The following is an 18,360-nucleotide window of genomic DNA, read 5'->3' as shown; positions in this document are numbered from 1 at the left end:
TTATTGCGCATCTCGTCCATCAGGCCACTGGGGGCCGCTGACCTGCGACGGCAGGCTGAGGCCATGGATCAGCAGACCGCCCCCGCCCCCCGTGCCGTCCGCAGCCGCCGACCCCACCGGGCCTGGGGCATCGCCGCCGTCGCCGGCGTCGCCATCGTCACCGCCGGCGCGTTCACCACCGTGCCGGGGCTGCTGGCCACCCCGCTGCACGAGGGCCAGGGCTGGGAACGGGGACAGATCGCCCTGGCCTCGGCCGTCAACATGGTGCTGTTCGGCCTGACCGCCCCGTTCGCCGCCGCCGCCATGGACCGCTACGGGATACGCCGGGTCGTCCTGGCGGCGCTCTCGCTGGTCGGCGTCGGCGCCCTGCTCACCAGCGTGATGACCGAACCCTGGCAACTGACGCTCTACTGGGGCCTGTTGATCGGCCTGGGCACCGGCTGCCTCACCATGACCTTCGCCGCGAGCGTCACCGCCCACTGGTTCGTCCGCCGCAGGGGCCTGGTCACCGGTGGGCTGAGCGCCTCCAGCCATCTGGGGCAGCTCCTCTTTCTCCCGCTGCTCGCCTGGTCCATGGACCGCTTCGGCTGGCAGCCGCCGGTGGTGACCCTGGCCCTGGTGGCGTTGACGGTCGCCGGGCTCGCCGCGCTGCTGCTGCGCGACCACCCGGCGGACGTCGGGGTGGCGCCCTACGGCGCTCCGCGTCCGGTGCCTCGGCCCGCCCCGGCCAGCGGCTCGGCGAGGCGGACCCTGCGGGTGCTGCGCGGGGCCCTGCGCAGCGGCCCGTTCTGGCTGCTCGCCGGCATGTACGCGATCTGCGGCGCGTCGACCAACGGCATCATGTGGTCCAACTGGGTGCCGGCCGCGCACGACCACGGGATGGGCGCGACCGTCGCCTCCTCCATGCTCTCGCTCATCGGGATCTTCTCCGCGCTCGGCGCCATCGCCGCCGGCTGGCTCACCGACCGCTTCGACCCCCGGCGCCTGCTGGCCGTCTTCTTCGCGGTCCGTGCCCTGACCCTGCTCGCCCTGCCGATGGCCCTGGAGGCGGGCGCCGGGCCCTCGATGATCCTCTTCACCGTGGTCTACGGGCTGGTCGACGTGGCGACGGTGCCCCCGGTGATCGTGCTGGCCAACCGGTGCTTCGGCGTCGACGGGCCGATCGCCTTCGGCTGGGTGAGCACGGCCCACCAACTCGGCGCGGGAGCCAGCGCGTTCCTCGCCGCCACGGCCCGCGAGCTGCTCGGCGGCTACGACCTGGTGTGGATCGCCCTGGCCGCCGCCTGCCTGATCGCCGCGCCCCTCGCGCTGGCCACGGCCAGCGGCGCCCGTTCCCCCGGGTGACTCACTCCTCGGCCGGGATACGGCGGCGCAGATCCTGGTACAGGGTGTGGATCGACAGCCGGAAGATCTCGGCCTGGTGGTCGCCCAGGAAGTCGGTGTGCCCGAACACCTCCAGGACGACCAGGCCGTGCAGATGGCCCCACGCGTTCAGAAAGAGGGCCCCCGCCGGGGCGGGCAGCGCCCCCGGCGCCTCCAGATACGCCCGGAACGCGGGGGAGAGCGGCGGCACGTCCGCCCGGGCCAACTGCTCGGCGGTGCAGCCGGCGAACAGCTCCCGTTCGAAGATCGCGGCCATCCGCTGGACCGCCCGCGTGGTGGGGCCGTCCACGGGGGCCTCGTAGTGGCGCAGCGGGGTGCCGTAGATGAGTTGGAACCGCTCGGGGTGGTCGATGGCCCAGCGGCGGTAGCCCTCGGCGGCCAACACCACGCCGGGCGGCGGCTCCTCGTCGGACGGCGTCTCGACGGCCGTCCGCACCGCGTCCGCCAGATCGTCGTACGCCCTGGTGATCAGCTCGGTCACCAGGGCGTCCCTGCTGGGGAAGTAGTGGTAGAGCGCCTGCACCGTCATATCGAGCTCGCGGGCCACCGCGCGCAGCGAGAGCGCGGCGGGACCGTGTTCGGTGATCTGCCGCTCGGCGGCCTCCACGATCTCCCGGGTGGCGGTGGCCCGGCGCCGCTCGCGCAGCGAGGGCCTGGCCGGTATCCGTTCGTCTGCTGGCATGACCGCGACCCTACGCCAGCCGTTCGAAAAATCTCACACTGCCAAAACCTCCGTGCCCTCACTACCGTCGTGCGCAGCGACGAAGGGCGCGGACCGCGCACCCGCCGGCGATGGCGTGCCCTGCCAACTCGGCCTGTCTGGCGTCGCCTTCACCGTTCATTCGCACACCGTGATGTTGCAAAGGAGATCGAGCGTGTTCGATCGCATAGCCGAACTGGCGATCCGCCGGACCCGGCTGGTACTGATCGTCGCCTCCGTGGCCGTGGTCCTCATGGGCGTCGTGGGAGCCGGCGCGTTCGGCAAGCTGGTGGGGGGCGGCTTCGACGATCCGTCCTCCGAGTCCAGCCGGGCCGCCACGGTCATCGAGGAGAGGTTCGGCGGGGAGAGCAACCTGATCCTGCTGGTCGGCGCCGCCGAGGGCTCCATCGACGACCAGGGCGTCGCAGCGGACGCCCAGGCCCTGTTGGCCGACCTCAGGGCGGAACCGACCCTTGAGCAGGTGTTCTCGTACTGGGACACGGGCAGCCCCGACCTCCGCTCCGAGGACGGCCGCCAGGCCCTGGTGTTCGCTCATGTCGTCGGCGAGGACACGGACCAGGCGGAGCACGCCAAGAAGGTCATCTCCACGTACACCGGCGACCGCGAGGACGGGCTCGTCGTCCAGGCCGGCGGTGGCGGCGGGGTGAACCACGACATGCAGGCGCAGCTGAACAAGGACCTGCTGCTGGCCGAGGGCATCGCCGTGCCGCTGATCCTCGTCCTGCTGCTGCTCGTCTTCGGCACCGTGGTCGCGGCCCTGCTGCCGCTGGCCATCGGGCTGATCGCCATCATCGGCACCTTCGCCGGGCTCGCCGTCCTCGGCGGCGTCACCGATGTCTCTGTCTTCGCGATCAACCTGACCACCGCCCTGGGCCTGGGACTCGGCGTCGACTACGCGCTGCTGATGATCAGCCGCTTCCGCGAACAGCTCGCCGCCGGGCTCGACGTGCACGTCGCGGTCCGCAACACCGTGCGGACCGCGGGCCGTACCGTCGCGTTCTCCGCGGCGACGGTCGCCGCCGCGCTGGCCGCCCTGCTGGTGTTCCCGCAGTCCTTCCTCCGCTCCTTCGGCTACTCCGGCATCGGGGTGGTGGCCGTCGCCGCGATCAGCACGCTCCTCGTGATGCCGGCGCTGTTCGTCCTGCTGGGCCACCGGATCAACAAGGGCCGGCTGCCGTGGCTGAAGCCGGGGCGCGCCGAGTCCAGGGCGCCGATGTGGGGACGGCTGGCCCGCACCGTGATGCGCCGGCCGGCGCTGACCGCGCTGCCCGTGCTCGCGGTGCTGCTGCTGGCGGCGAGCCCGCTGCTCGGCATCACCTTCGGCACCGCCGACGAGCGGGTGCTGCCCGAGGACGCCGACAGCCGGCAGGTCTCCACCGCCCTCCAGGAGAACTTCGCCGGCAACGACGACGCCGCGCTGCACATCGTCATCGACCAGCCGGTGGACGAGGCCGCGTTGGACGCCTACGCCGGGGAACTCGCCGGGCTGACCGGCGTCGTCCGGGTGGAGACCAGCGCCGGCACCTATGTCGACGGCCAAGCCGCTCCGAGCGCCCCTGGCAACGAGGCCCTCGGCCTGCCGGAGGCGCAGCGGATCAACGTGGTGACCACGCTGACGCCGAAGTCCGACGCCGCCCAGGACCTGGTCCACGAGGTGCGGACGCTCGCCGCGCCCGCCGACTCCGAGCCGCTGGTGGGCGGCACCGACGCCGAGCTGATCGACTCCAACGCCAGCATCGGCGGTTGGCTGCCGCTCGCCGCCGCGCTGGTCGTGGTCAGCACCTTCGTCCTGCTCTTCCTCTTCACCGGCAGCGTCGTCCAGCCGCTGCGGGCCCTCGTCCTCAACCTGATCAGCCTGGGCGCCGCGCTCGGCGTGGTGACCTGGATCTACCAGGACGGCAACCTGGCCTCGCTGCTCGGGTTCACCCCGCAGCCCATGGACAGCACGATGGTGGTGCTGATGTTCTGCATCGCCTTCGGCCTCTCGATGGACTACGAGGTCTTCGTCACCAGCCGGATCAAGGAACTCCACGATCTGGGCGCGGACAACGAGACCGCGGTGACGCGCGGCCTGGGGCACACCGGGCGGGTGGTCAGCGCGGCGGCCTGCCTGCTGGCGGTGAGCTTCTTCGCCTTCGTCACCTCCCAGATCAGCTTCATGCAGATGTTCGGCGTGGGCACCGGGCTGGCCATCCTGATCGACGCCGTCGCCATCCGCGGCGTGCTCGTCCCCGCCGCGATGCGGCTGCTGGGCCGCTCCGCCTGGTACGCGCCCGCCGCGCTGCGCCGGCTGCACGGACGGGTCGGCCTCAGCGAGGGCGGCCCGGCCGAGCCGGCCCCGGCGCCCGAGGCCGTGCTGGTGAAGGACCCGGTCCGAGCCCGCTGAACACGGCACAGGCCCGCCCCTCGAACGTTCGGGGGGCGGGCCGGCGGTGTGCTCACGCCGAGGGTGCGTCGCCGAAGTCCGGGATGGCCAGCCGCTCGCCGTCGCGCCGCGCCGACCGGTGGGCGACGATGCCGGGCAGCGTGTAGCGGGCCGAGAGCCAGGCGTTGACCGGCGGCACCGAGCCGGAGTTGACCGCCGTCACGAAGTCGTCGGCGAGGAAGTGGTGGCTGCCCTCGTGCCCGTTCCGGACATGGGCGAACTCCGCTGGCAGCCTCGACCGGTCGTGCACCGGCGCGGTGCCGGAGACGAACGCGTCGCGCAACGCCGGGTCGATGTGCTCCAACGAGGGGTCGTCGGCCGGCAACGACGGTGCGGGCCGGAGCTGTTCGCTGATGTCGTGGACGCCCTCCTTGTCCTGCCAGACGCTGAAGGTCGCCAACTGCTCGAAGCTGCCCTCGGTGCCAAAGAAGCGGAAGCGTGACTCCCTGATGTGCGACGGGTAGCCGACCCGCCGGAACTCGTTGGTCCGGAACGAGCCGCCGCCGGCGACCTCGAAGAGCGCCGTCGCGTTGGAGACGTCGTTGTCGAACTGGCTGACCTCCCGGTCGAAGACGCCGTCGTCCCGGTCGTCGGTGACGCCGATCGCCGAGACGCTCACCGCGTGCGTCCGCCAGGCGCCCAGCACCCCGCCCACCGAGTGCGTGGGGTAGAGCAGCGGCGGATAGCTGGCGGTGGCCTTCCAGTTCTCCCCGCCGCTGTACTGGTAGGCGGCGTAGAAGCCGAGATCCATGTCGTGGACGTAGTCGCCCTCGGCGTAGAAGAGCCGGCCGAACGCGTTCTCGGCGAGCTGGTTCCTGGCGTAGACGGTCGCCGGGTTGTAGTGGCTGGTCTCGCCCATCATGTAGGTGAGCCCGGTCTCCTTGACCGCCTCGATGATCGCGGCGATCTCCTCCTCGGTGACGGCCATCGGCACCGCCGAGTAGACGTGCTTCCCGGCGCGCAGCGCGGCCACGGCCAGCGGCCCGTGCGTCCAGCGCTGCGTGAAGATCGCGATCGCGTCCACCCGCGCGTCCGCCAGCATCGCCTCGAAGGAGGGGAACGTCCCGGCCAGCCCCTGCTCCTGGACGAGGGAGTCGGCCCGCTCGGCGATGAGGTCGGTGGCGTAGACCTCGCTCACGCCCGGGTGCAGATGGAACAACTTGCTGAACTGACCGGCGAACTGACCGGCGCCGACGACGCCTATGGAGAAGGGCATGGACCATTCCTCACATGGTTCTGGTGTTGCTGGAGTGGCATCACAAAGCACCTGACACAAACGCTTTCAAACACGATCGACCCTAAGCGCACGGCTCCGCACGGTTCAAGGGGTACGCGGGGGCGCGCCGGAAGGACCTGTGGGCCCCGCCGGAGCGAGGCCCACCCGTGGTCGTGGAACGGGGGCCGGTCAGCCCCAGCCGTCGCGGGCGGGACGGCGCGTCATCCGGGCGGCGGGCGCCGCCCACCGGCCCTGCCCCCGGCCGGCCGGCGCCGCCGCGCCGCCGCCGGAAGCGGCCACCACCGCCAGCACCGCCGTGATGGCGGCGGCCAGTTCGTCGTCCGCCGGATTGCCCCGCACCACCCGGATCCCGCTGTCCCCGCCGGCCGCCCCGAGCGGCTTCGGCCCGCTCACAGCGGTATGTTCCCGTGCTTGCGGGGCAGCCGGTCCACGCGCTTCGTCCGCAGCGCCTCCAGCGCCGACGCCACCCGCGCCCTGGTCTCGTGGGGCATGATCACCGCGTCCACATAGCCCCGCTCGGCGGCGCCGTAGGGCGTGCACAACTCCTCCTCGTACGCCATCCTGAGCCGCGCCCGTTCGGCCGCCGGATCGTCGGCCCGCTCGATCTCCCTGCGGTGGATCACACTGACCGCGCCCTCGCCCCCCATCACCGCGATCTCCGCCGTCGGCCAGGCCAGGTTGACGTCGACCCCGAGATGCTTGGACCCCATCACCCCGTAACCACCGCCGTACGCCTTGCGGGTGATCACCGTCACCATCGGCACCGTCGCCTCGCAGTAGGCGTACAGCAGCTTCGCGCCCCGCCGGATGATGCCGTCCCGCTCCTGCTCCAACGACGTGAGGAAACCCGGCACATCGACGAAGGTGAGCACCGGCAGGTCGAACGCGTCACAGAGCCGGATGAAGCGCGCCGCCTTCTCGCTCGCGTCGATGTCCAGCGCACCCGCCCCGTGCGTCGGCTGGTTGGCCACCACCCCGACGCTCCGGCCCTCGACCCGCGCGAAACCACAGATGATGTTGGGCGCGAACAGCGGGTGGACCTCGACGATCTCGCCGTCGTCCACCACCGCGTTCACCACCCGCGTCATGTCGTACGGCTGGTTGCGCCGGTCGGGGATCAGCGTGTCAAGCGCCCGGTCCGCCTCCGTGACCTGCTCGCGCGAACGGCCGGGCGGCGCCTGGTAGACCGGCGCCTCGGACATGTTGTTCGACGGCAGATGGCCCAACACCGCCCGCACGTAGTCGAACGCGTCCTTCTCGTCCGGCGCCAGATAGTGCGCCGCGCCGCTCCTCGCGTTGTGCAGCTGGGCGCCGCCGAGGTCGTCCCGGTCCACCGCCTCGCCGGTCACGGCGCGCAACACGTCGGGACCGGTGACGAACATGTGCGAGATGTCCTCCACCATCACCACCAGATCGGTGATCGCCGGCGAGTAGACCGCGCCGCCCGCGCAGGGCCCCACCATCAGCGAGATCTGCGGGATCACCCCGGAGGCCGCCACATGGCGCTTCACCAACTCCGCGTAGTAGGCGAGCGCCACCACCCCCTCCTGGATCCGGGCGCCCCCCGAGTCGTTGATGCTGATGACCGGGCAGCCGGTGCGCAGCGCCAGATCCATCACCTTGAGGATCTTCTCCCCGAACACCTCGCCGAGGCTGCCGCCCAACACCGTGAAGTCCTGCGCGTAGAGGCACACCTGGCGCCCGTCCACCGTGCCGTAGCCCGTCACCACGCCGTCCCCGTAGGGACGTTGCCGCTCCATGCCGAAGCTGGTGCAGCGGTGCCTGGCCAGTTCGTCCAACTCGACGAAGGAGCCGGGATCGAGCAGCAGGTCGATCCGTTCGCGTGCGGTCAACTTCCCCCTGGCGTGCTGCCGCGCCGTCCGCTCGGGGCTCGACTGTGCGGCCAAGGCCGCGCGGCGGCTGGCCAGTTCGGCCAGCCGCCGCGCGGTGCCACCGCTGTCCCCCGTCCCGTCCCCGGCCCCGTCCTCACCGTCGATACGCTCTGCTGTCCCCACGTTCTCGCTCTCCGTTCCAGAGTTCCGTCCCCCGCGCCCGAACCGGCGCCACGGCACGTGCCGGCGGCTCCGCCGCCGTCGTCGCTGACACCCGTCCGGTTCCGAACCGACCGGCGATGTCCGACCACCGCCGGGGAGTTCACCCGAGGCGACCCAGGGCACGTCCCTCACCGTCCATGGTCAGGCGGACAGTCGGCGCCGGGTGTCGGCGTGAGGTCACCACCTCCTTGGCTATCACTCCAACGGGTGACAGATCCAGGTTTCCGGGAATCGGGTACGCGATCCGGACGTCCGCCGGCCTCTTCGTCGGCCCTGTCGGCCTTGTCGGCCGGTCCTGTCCGTCGGCCCTGTCGGCCGGCGGGATCGCCGGTACCCCGCCGACCGTCCGACGCGTCATGTTCACGCGGACGTCGGGCGCGCGGGCGATGCTCCGGGGTGCGGGTACCGCGCCCGTTCCCCGCCGCACCCGAGGAGCCCGCCATGACCAGCCCCGCCAGGACCAGCCCCGTCCCCCGTGCCCTGCTCGCCGCCGCGCTGCTGGTCGGCGCCACGGCCGTCGCCGTCCCCGGCCAGGCCGTCGCCGCGACGCCGACCTTTGACCGGATCGTGCTCTCCCCGACGGCCACCCCGGCCACCTCGGCGATCGTCACCTGGCGCACCGCCACCGCCGCCGCGTCCCCCGGCGTCGAACTCCAGCCGGCCGACGGCGGCCCCGTGACCACCGTGACCGCGACGCCCACCGGACAGGCCGGCGGCGGCCACTACCACCGCGCCGACCTCGACGCGCTCACCCCCGACACGGCCTACCGCTACCGCATCGGCGACGGCACGGAGTGGAGCGATTGGATCGACTTCCGCACCGCGGGGGCGGCCGGCGACCCGTTCACCTTCCTCTACCTCGGCGACATCCAGAACGACATCACCGAGGGCGCCGCACCCCTGGTCCGCGCCGCCCAGGCCGACGCCTCCGACGCCGAACTCACCGTGCACGCCGGGGATCTGATCAACAACGCCGACGCCGACGACGAATGGGCCGAGTGGTTCGCCGCCGTCGACGTGGCCCACACCTCCACCACCCACCAGATCGCCACCCCGGGCAACCACGAGTACGACGGCTGGAACCTCTCCGACCACTGGACCCGCCAGTTCCCCGGCGCGGGCAACGGCCCGGACGACGACGACCTCGACGGCACCGCCTGGTACACCGACTACCAGGGCGTTCGGTTCGTCTCCCTCAACAGCAACTACACCAACGCGCCCTGGTTCGACGTCGTGGACTGGCTGGAGGACCAGGAGACCTGGCTGGACGGCGTGTTGGCCGACAACCCCAACCGGTGGACCGTGGTCACCTTCCACCAGCCCGTGATCTCCAACAGCGAGGGCCGCACCGGCGCGCTGGTCCGCGCGGCCTGGCTGGACGTGCTGGAGGACCACGACGTGGACCTCGTCCTCCAGGGCCACGACCACTCCTACGGCCGGGGCAACCTCACGGCCAACCGCACCGACGACCCGGCCGTCACCACCGGGCCCGTCTATGTGGTCTCCGTCGCGGGACCCAAGATGTACACGCCGTCGACCACCGACTGGCGCCTCGCGGGCGCCGAGGTCCGCACCCAACTCGGGGACACCCAGACCTACCAGGTCGTCGACGTCACCGCCGACACCCTGACCTACCGCGCCAAGACCCAGGACGGCACCGTCGTCGACGCGTTCACCGTCCACCGCGGCGCCGACGGCAAGCGCGTCGTGGAGAACTGATCACCGGGCGTGGCGCCGCCGGGCTCACCCCCCGGCGGTGCCAGCCGCGCGGTAGGCAAGACCGCTCTCGTTGGGCGTGGCACCGTCATAGAGCCCGGTGGCATGGGTCCCGGTCGACAGCGTGAACCACGCGTAGCGCTCCAGGAACGGCAGCCCCTCCAGCATCGCGGTGGACGCGCGGACGAACGCCGCCTGCTCCGCCGAGCTCGGGTAGCGCGGGCTCGGCCCCGTGAAGTCGATCAGCGCGTACTCCGTCAGCCACACCGGCTTGCCGTAGCGGTCGGCCACCGCCTGGAGATAGCCGCGCAGATGCTCACTCGCGTCGGGGCCGAAGTCGGAGCCGTACCAGTGCAGCGGGATGAAGTCCACGCGCAGGCCACGCTCCTCGGCGCCGGCCATGAACCGGTCGAGCCAACCGCCGGGCGTGTCACCGCCGAACGCCACGGCCGGCGCGCCGAGCCGCAGCCCCGTGGCCTCCAGGCGCGGCCACAGATCCAGCGCCTGCTCCACGGTGAGATCGGCCTGCTCCCCGAGGTCGGGCTCGTTGAAGCCCAGCAGCTGGCTGCCCTCCTCGACGGCCCGCGCCAACTCCGCGTCGGTGACCGACTCCGCGCCCCAGATCATCGGCACGAACTCCACCCCGTCCGGCGCGGTGACCTCCCCCGTTCCCGAGGCCCAGTTGTAGTACCAGGCCGCGCCGACATCGGCCAGCGCCTCCGAGACACCGGCACCCGGGTTGAGGTTCACCCCCTTCCGCTCACTCGCGGCCGTGGCGGCGTCCGTCGGGGAGAGCTGGGGGAGGAGGGCCAACAACGTGGCGGCGACCGCCGTCACCCAGCTGCGGATTCGGCTTCCCTGCATCGTTCGTCCCGGTGGAGGAGAAGGTCTGAGAGCGCTCTCGCTGCGCGCCGATGCTCGCACGCCCCGGGTGGGCCGTCAACGGCCCGCCCGGCCAACTCCGCACCGGAACAAGGGACATGACGGCTTGCTCGCGCTGCTCCGCCGCCCGAAAACCGGTGGAGGGCCCGATGCGGGCACGGCACACTTGAGGCTGCCGAAGGGGTGTAGCTCAGAGGCCAGAGCGCCGGATTCCAAACCCGGATGCCGCAGGTTCGACCCCTGCCACCCCTGCCATCGCCCCGGCCGCCAGAGCGGCCCGAGCGGCGCTCTCCGCCACGGCGGGGCTGCTGACCACGACTCGGCTGCTGCCGGGGCGGGGGGTCAGCCGCTCACCAGGGTGCGTGCCCCGGGGATGTCGTAGGTGGTGACGGGGGCGCCGTCGGGGGTGCGGCAGTGGTAAATGAGCACATCTTCGAGGGTTCCCAGTCGGGCGAACGCACGGGGGTCGGTGGGCACGGTGCTGAAGTAGCAGAACAGCTGGGAGAGGGCCGGCGGGGCACTGCGAAGGGAGGAGAGCCAGGCGGCCACATCGCAATCCTGGAGCCAGAGGGAGGTGAGGCTCGTCATCTCGGCCAGTTCCTCCAAACCCGGCGGTGTGTCCGTGCCATCGCCCGTCAGGTTCACGCTCTCCAGTTCTGGCAGGGTGGTCAGTACGCTGAGGTCAGCTGTCTCCATCGTGTCGCCGCCTACGGCGAGGCCAGTCAGCTCAGGGAGCAAATGCAAGGTGTTGGAGGCTAGATCGCTGTCGAGGGGGATAGTGAGACTTTTCAGCCGGGTCAGGCCTGCGAGCACCGCAGTGCCCCGCACCGAGCCGAGGCCGGACAAACCTAGAAGTTCCAACTGCGGATGGCTGCAGAGCACGGACAGGTTGGCCTCCCCGTTGAGTTGCTCCACCCATAGGTGCCTCAGGGGTGGGAAGTCGGCGAGGAAATCGAGGTTCCGCACCGGGCAGGTGATGAGTACATTGGTCAGCCCTCGCAACCGGCTTGCCGCCCGGACTTGCCCGGAGTGGGTCAGTCGGACCTCGTGGTCCGCCAGGGGCAGCCGGGACAGCACCTCGTCGGCAAAGGCTTCCGCGTCGAAGTAGTCCCAGGCGGCGCTGAGTTCGTGGACCACGGCCCACCGCTCGTCGCCCACCCAGCCTGCCAGCAGCCGCAGGGACTCCTCGCCGCCGATCAGTGCCACGGTGCGGACCGTCTGGATCGCCGACTTCTCCGACAGTTGGCCCAGCGAACTGGGCAGCTGCCGCAGCAGGTTGGTCCCCACCGCCGCCAGCGCGGGCGGGTCCGTCTCTCGCCGCGCCGGCAGCAGTCTTGTCACGGCCTGGTCCAACCGTTCGCCGACCCCGTCGGGCACCTGGGGGAGCGTCTCCTGGCAGGCCGCCGCCAGCAGGCGCAGGGTGCGGGCGTGGCGGGGTTCCGTGTCCGCGCGGTCGAGGATGCCGTCGAGCAACTCCTCGCGTTGGGGGGCGTTGGCATGGCCGGCCGTCATGATGATGGTCTCCCGCCACAGGTCCAGATGCGCGCGGCCGACCAGGTTGCCGATGCGGTCCTCCTCGGCCGCCTCCTCGGCGGCCAGATACTCCTGGAAGGTGCGGTGGACAAAGTCGATCCGGCCCTCGGCCGAGGAGCGCAACACCCCCGACCGATGGCGCAGTTGCTCCAGCACCGCCGGACCGTCCAACGCGTCCAGGTGGCGCATCGCCCGCAGCTTGGTCGCGACATAGCCGGCCGCGCGATCCACGGCGATCTCGCTGCGGCTGTTGTCCGACAGCCGCCAGGCCAGATCGCGCAGCACGACCAGCTTGTCGCCGAGGCTCAACCGGCTGTCCATCGCGCTGGGCACATTGCGGTCCGCGTCCCGGTCGTGCACCAGGGTGTGCAGGGCGTTGCGGTACAACTCCATCCGGTCTCTCGGTAGTTGTCGGCCACGGTTCAGATGCATCGCGCAGAGCATGGCGGCCAGCAGCGGGGTGCCGGCCAGCGACTGGAGATGTGCGCGGTCCTTGAGGCTGGCCAGCAGGGACTGTTCGTACTGCGGTAACTCGTCGACGCCGCACGGAAGTTCGCCGCCCAGGTCGCGTACCGCCTGGTGCCACTGGCGGACAAAGGCGGCCAGGTCCGGCGGGGTCATCCGGTCCAGATGCAGGGCGGCAAAGCCCTCCCCGTGCAGCCAGCGCGCGCTGGCAGCGGCCGGCCGCGAGGTGACGACCACCCGTGTCTCGGGGTACTGGCCCAGCAGCTTGCGCAGCCAGTCGCGCACCGCCCGCCGGTCCCGATCCAGCAGCTCGTCCACGCCGTCGATCAGCAACAGCGCGCGCTTGTCGCGCAGTTGGCGTTCCACCCAGCCCCGGGGCATGACGCCGGTGATCGGGCCGGCGACGCCGTCCAGCATGGCGCTCGGGTCGGGCATCGCCCGCCCGCTGTACTCGCGCAGCTTGACGAGAACCGGCGTCAGCCCGTTCCAGTCGACCAACTCGCCCTGGAATGTGCCTCGTGCGGCCATCACCGCCAGCCAGCGCAGCAGCGTCGTCTTGCCCGAGCCGGCCTCCCCGCGCAGCAGTACCCGGTTCGCGTCGCGCAACGCGGCCTCGACCCGCATGCCGGAGCTGTCGTCGCCGCCCTTCTCCCAGTTGCTCATGTCCGGTCGAGGCACGGGCAGTTCCCGGATCGCGCCCCGGCGGCGCCGGCCTTCGCCCCCGGTCGCCCGCAGACTCACATAGGCGACGGAGAGCCGCATGCGGAGCCCGGTCGCCTGGTCGGACGGCCGGCGGAACAGGTCCACCTCGTCCAGGTCCCGGCTGACCAGATGCAGGTAGTCGCGGCGGAAGTCGGTGTCCTGGTCGGTGCCGTCCGGCGCGAACAGCGAACGGTCCGGGAGGCGTTCCAGGATGCGCGTCACTCCGTTGCCCAACGAGGCGGTCCTTACCAGCAGTTCGCCGGACGCGCGCTCCTCGAAGACCGGCAGGCTGAGGACGATGTGCACGTAGTACTCGACGCATTCGGCGAACAGGATCTCGTAGAGCCGGGTCTCCGCCTCGCTCAACCCCGTGGGCCCCCGCACCGACCCGGTGATGGCGCGGCTCAGCTCGGCCGGGCGGACGTTCGCCGCGAACAGCGCCTCGTCGCTGAGGTCCGCCCGGTCGAAGGTGTCGGCCACGGCGTCGAGCACGGCCTGCCGGCCGCCCTCGTCGAGCCGGCCGAACGCGTGCCGCAGGAACGGCTCCAGGCGGTCGAACACCGCGTTGGTGATCTGGTCGAACTGCTGCCTCACTTCGCGCTGGTAGCGCAGCCCCCGCACCCGTAGCCGGATCAACTCCTCCATCGGCAGGTGCCGTTCCTGGTCCTGCCGCCGCACCCCCAGCCACCACCGGCCCGCCGCGCTCGCCACCTTCGTCCCCAGCCGAAACGCCGCTGCCTCCGCGACCACGCGCCCTCCCCATCCGTTACGCGAACCCCACCGCATTGTGGCAGCGAGGCGCGCGGCGGACCGGCCGTTCCCCCGAACTCCCGTGGCGGCGCCGGGCGTTCCTGCTCCCCCCTCCCGAGGAGGACCGCGCCTCGCGCCGCCACGCCGAAGAACCTACGGCGCGCGCCCCCGTCCTCGCGTCGGGCGGCGGGTTGAATCCCGGGGTCACCCCAGGTGGCAGCCGGCCAGGTCGCTACGACTCCCGTAGTACCGCGCTGGGTTGACTTCGGCCGGGTCCTGCGGCGCTACGCTGCGGTGATGCGCCCGAGACAGACGTCCCGCCGGGACGGTCGGCGCCGCCGGCGCCCCTCCGGCAGGGCCTATGCGGTCGACACGCTGATCGCCCTCGCCATGGTGTGCGTGGCGCTGCTGCTCGGCGCGGAGTCCGAGGCCCAGGGATGGCCCGAACTCGACGCCGGCGCACAGGCGTTGGCGGCGCTCGCCCAACTGCCGGTCGCCCTGCGCAACCGGGCCCCCGTGCTGGTGTTCGCCGCGACCCAGGTCGCCGGAGTCTGGTACGTCAGCCTCGGCTTCTGGCCCGTGGTGTGCACCTTCGGGCCGCTGCTCGCGCTCTACACGGTGGCGTCGGCCCGCCCGGTGCGGGTGGCCGTCGCCTGCGCGGCGGCGCTCACCGGGCTCTGGCTCTACGCGGGTGCGGTCAGCGAGAGCCAGTCGCCGCTCTCCGTGCTGGCGCAGGCGCTGCTGTTCTCCGTCGTGCTGGTGTGGTTCGGCGCCCTGGCGCGCCGCTCGGCCGAGCTGACCCGCCAGCTCAGGGCCGAGCAGGCGGCCCGGGCGCGCCGTGCCGTCGCCGACGAACGCCGCCGCATAGCCAGGGAGTTGCACGACATCGTCGCGCACCACATGTCCGTGGTCTCGGTCCAGACCGGGCTGGCCAGCTTCGTCTTCGACTCGGACCCGCCGACCGCGCGCGCCGCCCTCGGCACCATCGCCGAGACCAGCCGCGAGGCCCTGGACGAACTGCGCCGCATGCTTGAGGTGCTCAGGGAGGACGAGGGGCCGGACGGCGGCGACGGGGACGGGGGCGGCGCGGGGGAGTCCGCCGCGCCCATGCCGGGGCTGGCCAGGGTCGACGAGCTGGTGGCCAGGATCCGCGCCGGCGGGCTGCCCGTCGCGCTGCGGGTCGAGGGCGCCCCGCGCCCCCTGGCCCCCGGCGTCGACCTCTGCGCCTACCGCGTGGTCCAGGAGGCCCTGACCAACGTCATCAAACACGCCCCTGGCGCCGCGACGACCGTCGAGATCCGCTACCGGCCGCGCCATGTGGAGGTCGGCGTCACCGACGACGGAGAGGGGGTGGATTCGGACAGAGTCGCGCCGGGCGGCGGCCACGGGTTGATCGGCATGCGGGAGCGGGCAAAGCTCTACGGCGGGACGATCGCCATCGGTCCGCGGAGCGCGGGAGGGTTCGCCGTTCGGCTGACCCTTCCCACCTCGGCGACGGCCCGTGGAGGGGAGGACGACCGCCGGGAATGACCAGGGTGTTGATCGTCGACGACCAGTTCCTGATCCGGGCCGGACTCGTCGGGGTGCTTGACGCGGCCCCCGGCTTCGAGGTCGTCGGCGAGGCGGCCGACGGTGAGGAGGCGATCCGGCTCGCCGCCGAGACCTCGCCCGACATCATCCTGATGGACATCCGGATGCCCGGCACCAACGGCATCCAGGCCACCGAGCGCATCCTGGCGACGACCGACCGCGAACCCCTGCCGCGCATCCTCGTGTTGACCACCTTCGACCTCGACGAGTACGTCTATGGCGCGCTGCGCGCCGGCGCCTCGGGGTTCCTGCTCAAGGACTCGGGCCCGGACCGGCTGCTCGCGGCGGTGGCCGCGGTCAGCGGCGGCGACTCGCTCTTCGCCCCCAGCGTGACCCGCCGCCTGGTCGCGGCCTACGCCCGCCAGGGTCCGGGGCCCACCACCGCCCCGGCCGGCCCCGCACCACGCCGGGGCCTTGAGGTGTTGACATCACGCGAGCGCGAGGTCCTCCGCTTCACCGGCCTCGGCCTCTCCAACTCCGAGATCGCGAGCCGCCTGCACATCAGCACCGCCACGGTGAAGACCCACCTCAACCGCACCATGAGCAAACTCCACCTCGACAGCCGCGCCCAAGCCGTCGTCATCGCCTACGAATCCGGCCTGATCACCCCCCAAGCCTGACCCTCCCCCCGACCACCTACCACCCACCGGGCGTTGTCAGTGGTCCCGGGTAGCTTGGGACCATGATGATGACGGAGAGCGTTTGTGAGTGTCTCGCGTGTGACGTCGGGCGCGGTGGGTGGTTGGTCGGGCCGCGCCGGTGTTTGGGGGTGGGGGCCGGCGCGGCCGTGGTCAGGAGGTGTGGGGGGTGGTGCCTCCGGAGGGTCGGACGAGTCGGTAGCCGCCGAGCGCGGCCACCGCGCCGAGGACGCCACCGGCCGCTGTCCACAGCCAACGGTCGCTCCACCAGCCGCCGTTCCAGCCGTCCGACGGCTCGGGGACGGTGGCGAGATAGGGGCTGGGGGCCTCCTCGTGGTCGATGGCCTCCGCCTCGCCCTCGGTGCGCACGGTGCCCGCCGCGCCCACCGGCAGCAGCGGTTCGGTCAGGTCTCCGCCGACCGCCGTGGAGCCGTTGGCCCCGTCGGCCGTCACCGTCACCTCGACGGCCACCGGCAGGCCCAGGTCCCGCTCGGGCAGGTCGGCGACCGACAGCCGCAGGTAATAGGCCCCGGGGAGCGGGGTGTTGGCCCACGGGTCGGCATAGGAGTGCACGGGGCGCAGGGTGCAGCTCAGGGTGACGTTGGCCTCGTCCTGCTCAGCGGTGGCGGCCTGTTGGCCGGATGTGCACGACTGGTAGCGCCGCAGCCCGTCGTAGAGATCGAGCCGCCAGGTCACCGGGCCCGTGCGGGTCTCCGGCAGCCGCACGGTGGCCTCGGCGGTGGGGATCTGCCCGGCGCCGGCGGGGAAGACCCAGTAGAGGTAGTCGCCGGTCGAGGCCGCCGCGCTGGCGTTCTGGTCCTGCTCGACGACGGTGGCGGTGCGGAAGGAGGTGCCGGCCTCCGTCGGGATCGACTCGTCGTCGGCGTGGGCCGGCCCCGTGCCGGTCAGGCAGGCAGCCGCTGTCAGCAGGGCGATGGCGAGCCAGCGTGGGGCGCGCCGTGTCAGGTGGGTCATATCGCCTTCCTCATCGCCGAGATCACCCGGATCAACAGACCGGCGGCCAGGCCGGCGACCAGGCCGACACCGCCCAGGAGCAGCACGGGCGCCCACCCTCGCGCGAGGCCGAACGCCGCGGCGTCGGGGGAGGCGTCCGGCGCTGACACCAGATCCACGGTCAGCTCGACCGGCAGTCCCGGCGTGCGGACGACGGAGTCGGGCGCGGAGAAGGAGTTGCTGAGCACCAGGCAGACGGCGCGCGGCGCGTCCGAATCCGCCCCGTCCTCGTCCGGTTCGGGCATCGGATAGCGGAGCCCGGTGGAGAGCACATCGGTGTGCCCGGTGCCGGCCCCCGTGCCGCGCGTCAGCTCACGTCCGTCCTCGTCCAGCACGCGAAGCAGCACGCCGTAGTCGGGGTTGACGGCCCGGTCGGCGGCCACGCTGGCCGAGACGCGCAGCTCCTGCCCGGGCAGGACGGGCACCCGGTACCAGCGGTGCTCGTCGAACTCCTCCCTGTCCTCGTACACGCCGATGCCCAGCCAGGGCGCCTCCCGGCACTCCTCGCCGCCGGCCACCGTCGCGGGGGTCTCGACGGGCAGGTCGGCGCGTCGGACCAGCTGGTTGATGCGGTCGGCGAGTTGCTCGGCGTCCTGGACGGCGGTGTAGGTGCCGCCGGTGGCCTCGGCGATGCAGCTCAGCTGGTCCCGCACCGCGTCGTCCAATGTCAGGCCGAGCGTGTCGACGACCAGGTCCGTTCCGCTGGCGGCGAGTTCGTGGGCCACCAGGCAGGGGTCGGGGTCGCCGCAGGAGTCCTCGCCGTCGGTGATCAGCACGATCCGGCGGGTGCCCTCCCCGTCGCCGAGGTCCTCGTTGGCGCCGCGCAGGGCGAGGCCGATCGGCGTCCAGCCGGTGGGGCGCAGGGTGGCGACGGCCGTCTTGGCCTCGGTGCGGTCGATCGGCCCGACGGGGAAGAGCTGCTCGCTGTCCTGGCAGCCGATCTCCAGATCGTCGCCGGGATAGGTCGCCCCCAGGGTGCGGATGCCGAGATGCACCTCGTCCGGGACGGCGTCGATCACCTCGTTGAACGCACGCTGCGCGGCGGCGATACGGGATTCGCCGCCTCCCATGTCGCGTTCTCGCATGGAGCCGCTGACGTCGAGTACCAGATCCACGCGGGGTGGGGGGTCGTCCTGTTCGGGCTGGTCGGCCATGGCGTTGGGCGCCAGGCCGCTCATGGTGAGGATGGCGACCAGCCCGCTGAGGAGTATCGCCAACCATCGTCTGAAGATCATTAGTTGATGCTATTG

Annotated in this window: 13 protein-coding genes and 1 tRNA gene; 6 read left to right on the top strand and 8 right to left on the bottom strand. The window is 72.0% G+C overall.

The features are described from left to right. The first annotated feature begins 63 nt into the window (after window positions 1-63). Window positions 64-1,344 carry an MFS transporter gene (locus K4G22_RS07545; protein WP_228079096.1) on the top strand — a complete coding sequence of 427 codons (1,281 nt, stop codon included), beginning with the start codon at window positions 64-66 and terminating at the stop codon, window positions 1,342-1,344. Window position 1,345: 1 nt separating this feature from the next. Here the strand turns inward: K4G22_RS07545 and K4G22_RS07540 are convergent, their stop codons facing one another. Continuing rightward, entirely contained in the window at window positions 1,346-2,065 is a 720-nt protein-coding gene (locus K4G22_RS07540; RefSeq protein ID WP_228079095.1) for a TetR/AcrR family transcriptional regulator, read from the bottom strand. 193 nt (window positions 2,066-2,258) lie between these two features. Between K4G22_RS07540 and K4G22_RS07535 the strand changes: the two genes are divergently transcribed. Beyond that, window positions 2,259-4,490 (top strand): MMPL family transporter, encoded by a 2,232-nt coding sequence (locus tag K4G22_RS07535; protein ID WP_228079094.1) that lies wholly within the window; start codon window positions 2,259-2,261, stop codon window positions 4,488-4,490. A 52-nt stretch (window positions 4,491-4,542) separates the two neighbouring features. Here K4G22_RS07535 and K4G22_RS07530 read toward each other — a convergent pair whose 3' ends face one another. The 3 genes from K4G22_RS07530 to K4G22_RS07520 form a co-directional block, all read right to left on the bottom strand. After that, entirely contained in the window at window positions 4,543-5,745 is a 1,203-nt protein-coding gene (locus K4G22_RS07530) for a Gfo/Idh/MocA family protein (protein ID WP_228079093.1), read from the bottom strand. A gap of 189 nt (window positions 5,746-5,934) precedes the next feature. Then, on the bottom strand, window positions 5,935-6,159 hold the full coding sequence (locus K4G22_RS07525) for an acyl-CoA carboxylase epsilon subunit (RefSeq protein ID WP_228079092.1): 225 nt from the start codon (window positions 6,157-6,159) through the stop codon (window positions 5,935-5,937). Next, a complete protein-coding gene (locus K4G22_RS07520) occupies window positions 6,156-7,763 on the bottom strand; it encodes an acyl-CoA carboxylase subunit beta (protein WP_425336783.1) in 1,608 nt (535 codons plus the stop codon). The genes K4G22_RS07525 and K4G22_RS07520 overlap by 4 nt, the downstream gene beginning before the upstream one ends. Window positions 7,764-8,261: 498 nt before the next feature. Here K4G22_RS07520 and K4G22_RS07510 point away from each other — a divergent pair, with 498 nt between their 5' ends. Continuing rightward, a complete protein-coding gene (locus tag K4G22_RS07510) occupies window positions 8,262-9,539 on the top strand; it encodes a purple acid phosphatase family protein (protein ID WP_265590218.1) in 1,278 nt (425 codons plus the stop codon). Between the two features lie 24 nt (window positions 9,540-9,563). Here the strand turns inward: K4G22_RS07510 and K4G22_RS07505 are convergent, their stop codons facing one another. Beyond that, window positions 9,564-10,400 (bottom strand): glycoside hydrolase family protein, encoded by an 837-nt coding sequence (locus K4G22_RS07505; protein ID WP_228079091.1) that lies wholly within the window; start codon window positions 10,398-10,400, stop codon window positions 9,564-9,566. Between the two features lie 197 nt (window positions 10,401-10,597). Here K4G22_RS07505 and K4G22_RS07500 point away from each other — a divergent pair. Further along, a tRNA-Trp gene (locus K4G22_RS07500) sits at window positions 10,598-10,673 on the top strand. Between the two features lie 87 nt (window positions 10,674-10,760). Here K4G22_RS07500 and K4G22_RS07495 read toward each other — a convergent pair. Continuing rightward, window positions 10,761-13,868 carry an NACHT domain-containing protein gene (locus K4G22_RS07495; RefSeq protein ID WP_228079088.1) on the bottom strand — a complete coding sequence of 1,036 codons (3,108 nt, stop codon included), beginning with the start codon at window positions 13,866-13,868 and terminating at the stop codon, window positions 10,761-10,763. A 390-nt stretch (window positions 13,869-14,258) separates the two neighbouring features. Here K4G22_RS07495 and K4G22_RS07490 point away from each other — a divergent pair, with 390 nt between their 5' ends. Together K4G22_RS07490 and K4G22_RS07485 are read left to right on the top strand one after the other, a co-directional pair. After that, window positions 14,259-15,398 carry a sensor histidine kinase gene (locus K4G22_RS07490; RefSeq protein ID WP_228083989.1) on the top strand — a complete coding sequence of 380 codons (1,140 nt, stop codon included), beginning with the start codon at window positions 14,259-14,261 and terminating at the stop codon, window positions 15,396-15,398. After that, the gene (locus K4G22_RS07485) at window positions 15,395-16,078 is read left to right on the top strand and encodes a response regulator (protein ID WP_228079086.1); all 684 of its coding nucleotides are present in this window, start codon (window positions 15,395-15,397) and stop codon (window positions 16,076-16,078) included. Before K4G22_RS07490 ends, K4G22_RS07485 begins: the two co-directional genes overlap by 4 nt. Before the next feature lie 171 nt (window positions 16,079-16,249). On the opposite strand, the gene K4G22_RS07480 is transcribed toward K4G22_RS07485, so the two are convergent. Both K4G22_RS07480 and K4G22_RS07475 read right to left on the bottom strand, forming a co-directional pair. After that, a complete protein-coding gene (locus tag K4G22_RS07480; protein ID WP_228079080.1) occupies window positions 16,250-17,071 on the bottom strand; it encodes a hypothetical protein in 822 nt (273 codons plus the stop codon). After that, window positions 17,068-18,345 carry a VWA domain-containing protein gene (locus K4G22_RS07475; protein ID WP_228079078.1) on the bottom strand — a complete coding sequence of 426 codons (1,278 nt, stop codon included), beginning with the start codon at window positions 18,343-18,345 and terminating at the stop codon, window positions 17,068-17,070. Before K4G22_RS07475 ends, K4G22_RS07480 begins: the two co-directional genes overlap by 4 nt. Between the last annotated feature and the right edge of the window lie 15 nt (window positions 18,346-18,360).

Origin of the sequence: Streptomyces profundus, from assembly GCF_020740535.1 — a bacterium.
In the GTDB taxonomy this organism is placed as follows: domain Bacteria; phylum Actinomycetota; class Actinomycetes; order Streptomycetales; family Streptomycetaceae; genus Streptomyces; species Streptomyces profundus.
This window is presented reverse-complemented; position numbering and strand designations above follow the sequence as displayed.

Coding starts and splice junctions, on each gene's coding strand:
- K4G22_RS07545 (WP_228079096.1), top strand. CDS start 64: ATGGATCAGCAGACCGCCCCCGCCCCCCGTGCCGTCCGCAGCCGCCGA.
- K4G22_RS07540 (WP_228079095.1), bottom strand. CDS start 2,065: ATGCCAGCAGACGAACGGATACCGGCCAGGCCCTCGCTGCGCGAGCGG.
- K4G22_RS07530 (WP_228079093.1), bottom strand. CDS start 5,745: ATGCCCTTCTCCATAGGCGTCGTCGGCGCCGGTCAGTTCGCCGGTCAG.
- K4G22_RS07510 (WP_265590218.1), top strand. CDS start 8,262: ATGACCAGCCCCGCCAGGACCAGCCCCGTCCCCCGTGCCCTGCTCGCC.
- K4G22_RS07505 (WP_228079091.1), bottom strand. CDS start 10,400: ATGCAGGGAAGCCGAATCCGCAGCTGGGTGACGGCGGTCGCCGCCACG.
- K4G22_RS07490 (WP_228083989.1), top strand. CDS start 14,259: ATGGTGTGCGTGGCGCTGCTGCTCGGCGCGGAGTCCGAGGCCCAGGGA.
- K4G22_RS07485 (WP_228079086.1), top strand. CDS start 15,395: ATGACCAGGGTGTTGATCGTCGACGACCAGTTCCTGATCCGGGCCGGA.
- K4G22_RS07480 (WP_228079080.1), bottom strand. CDS start 17,071: ATGACCCACCTGACACGGCGCGCCCCACGCTGGCTCGCCATCGCCCTG.
- K4G22_RS07475 (WP_228079078.1), bottom strand. CDS start 18,345: ATGATCTTCAGACGATGGTTGGCGATACTCCTCAGCGGGCTGGTCGCC.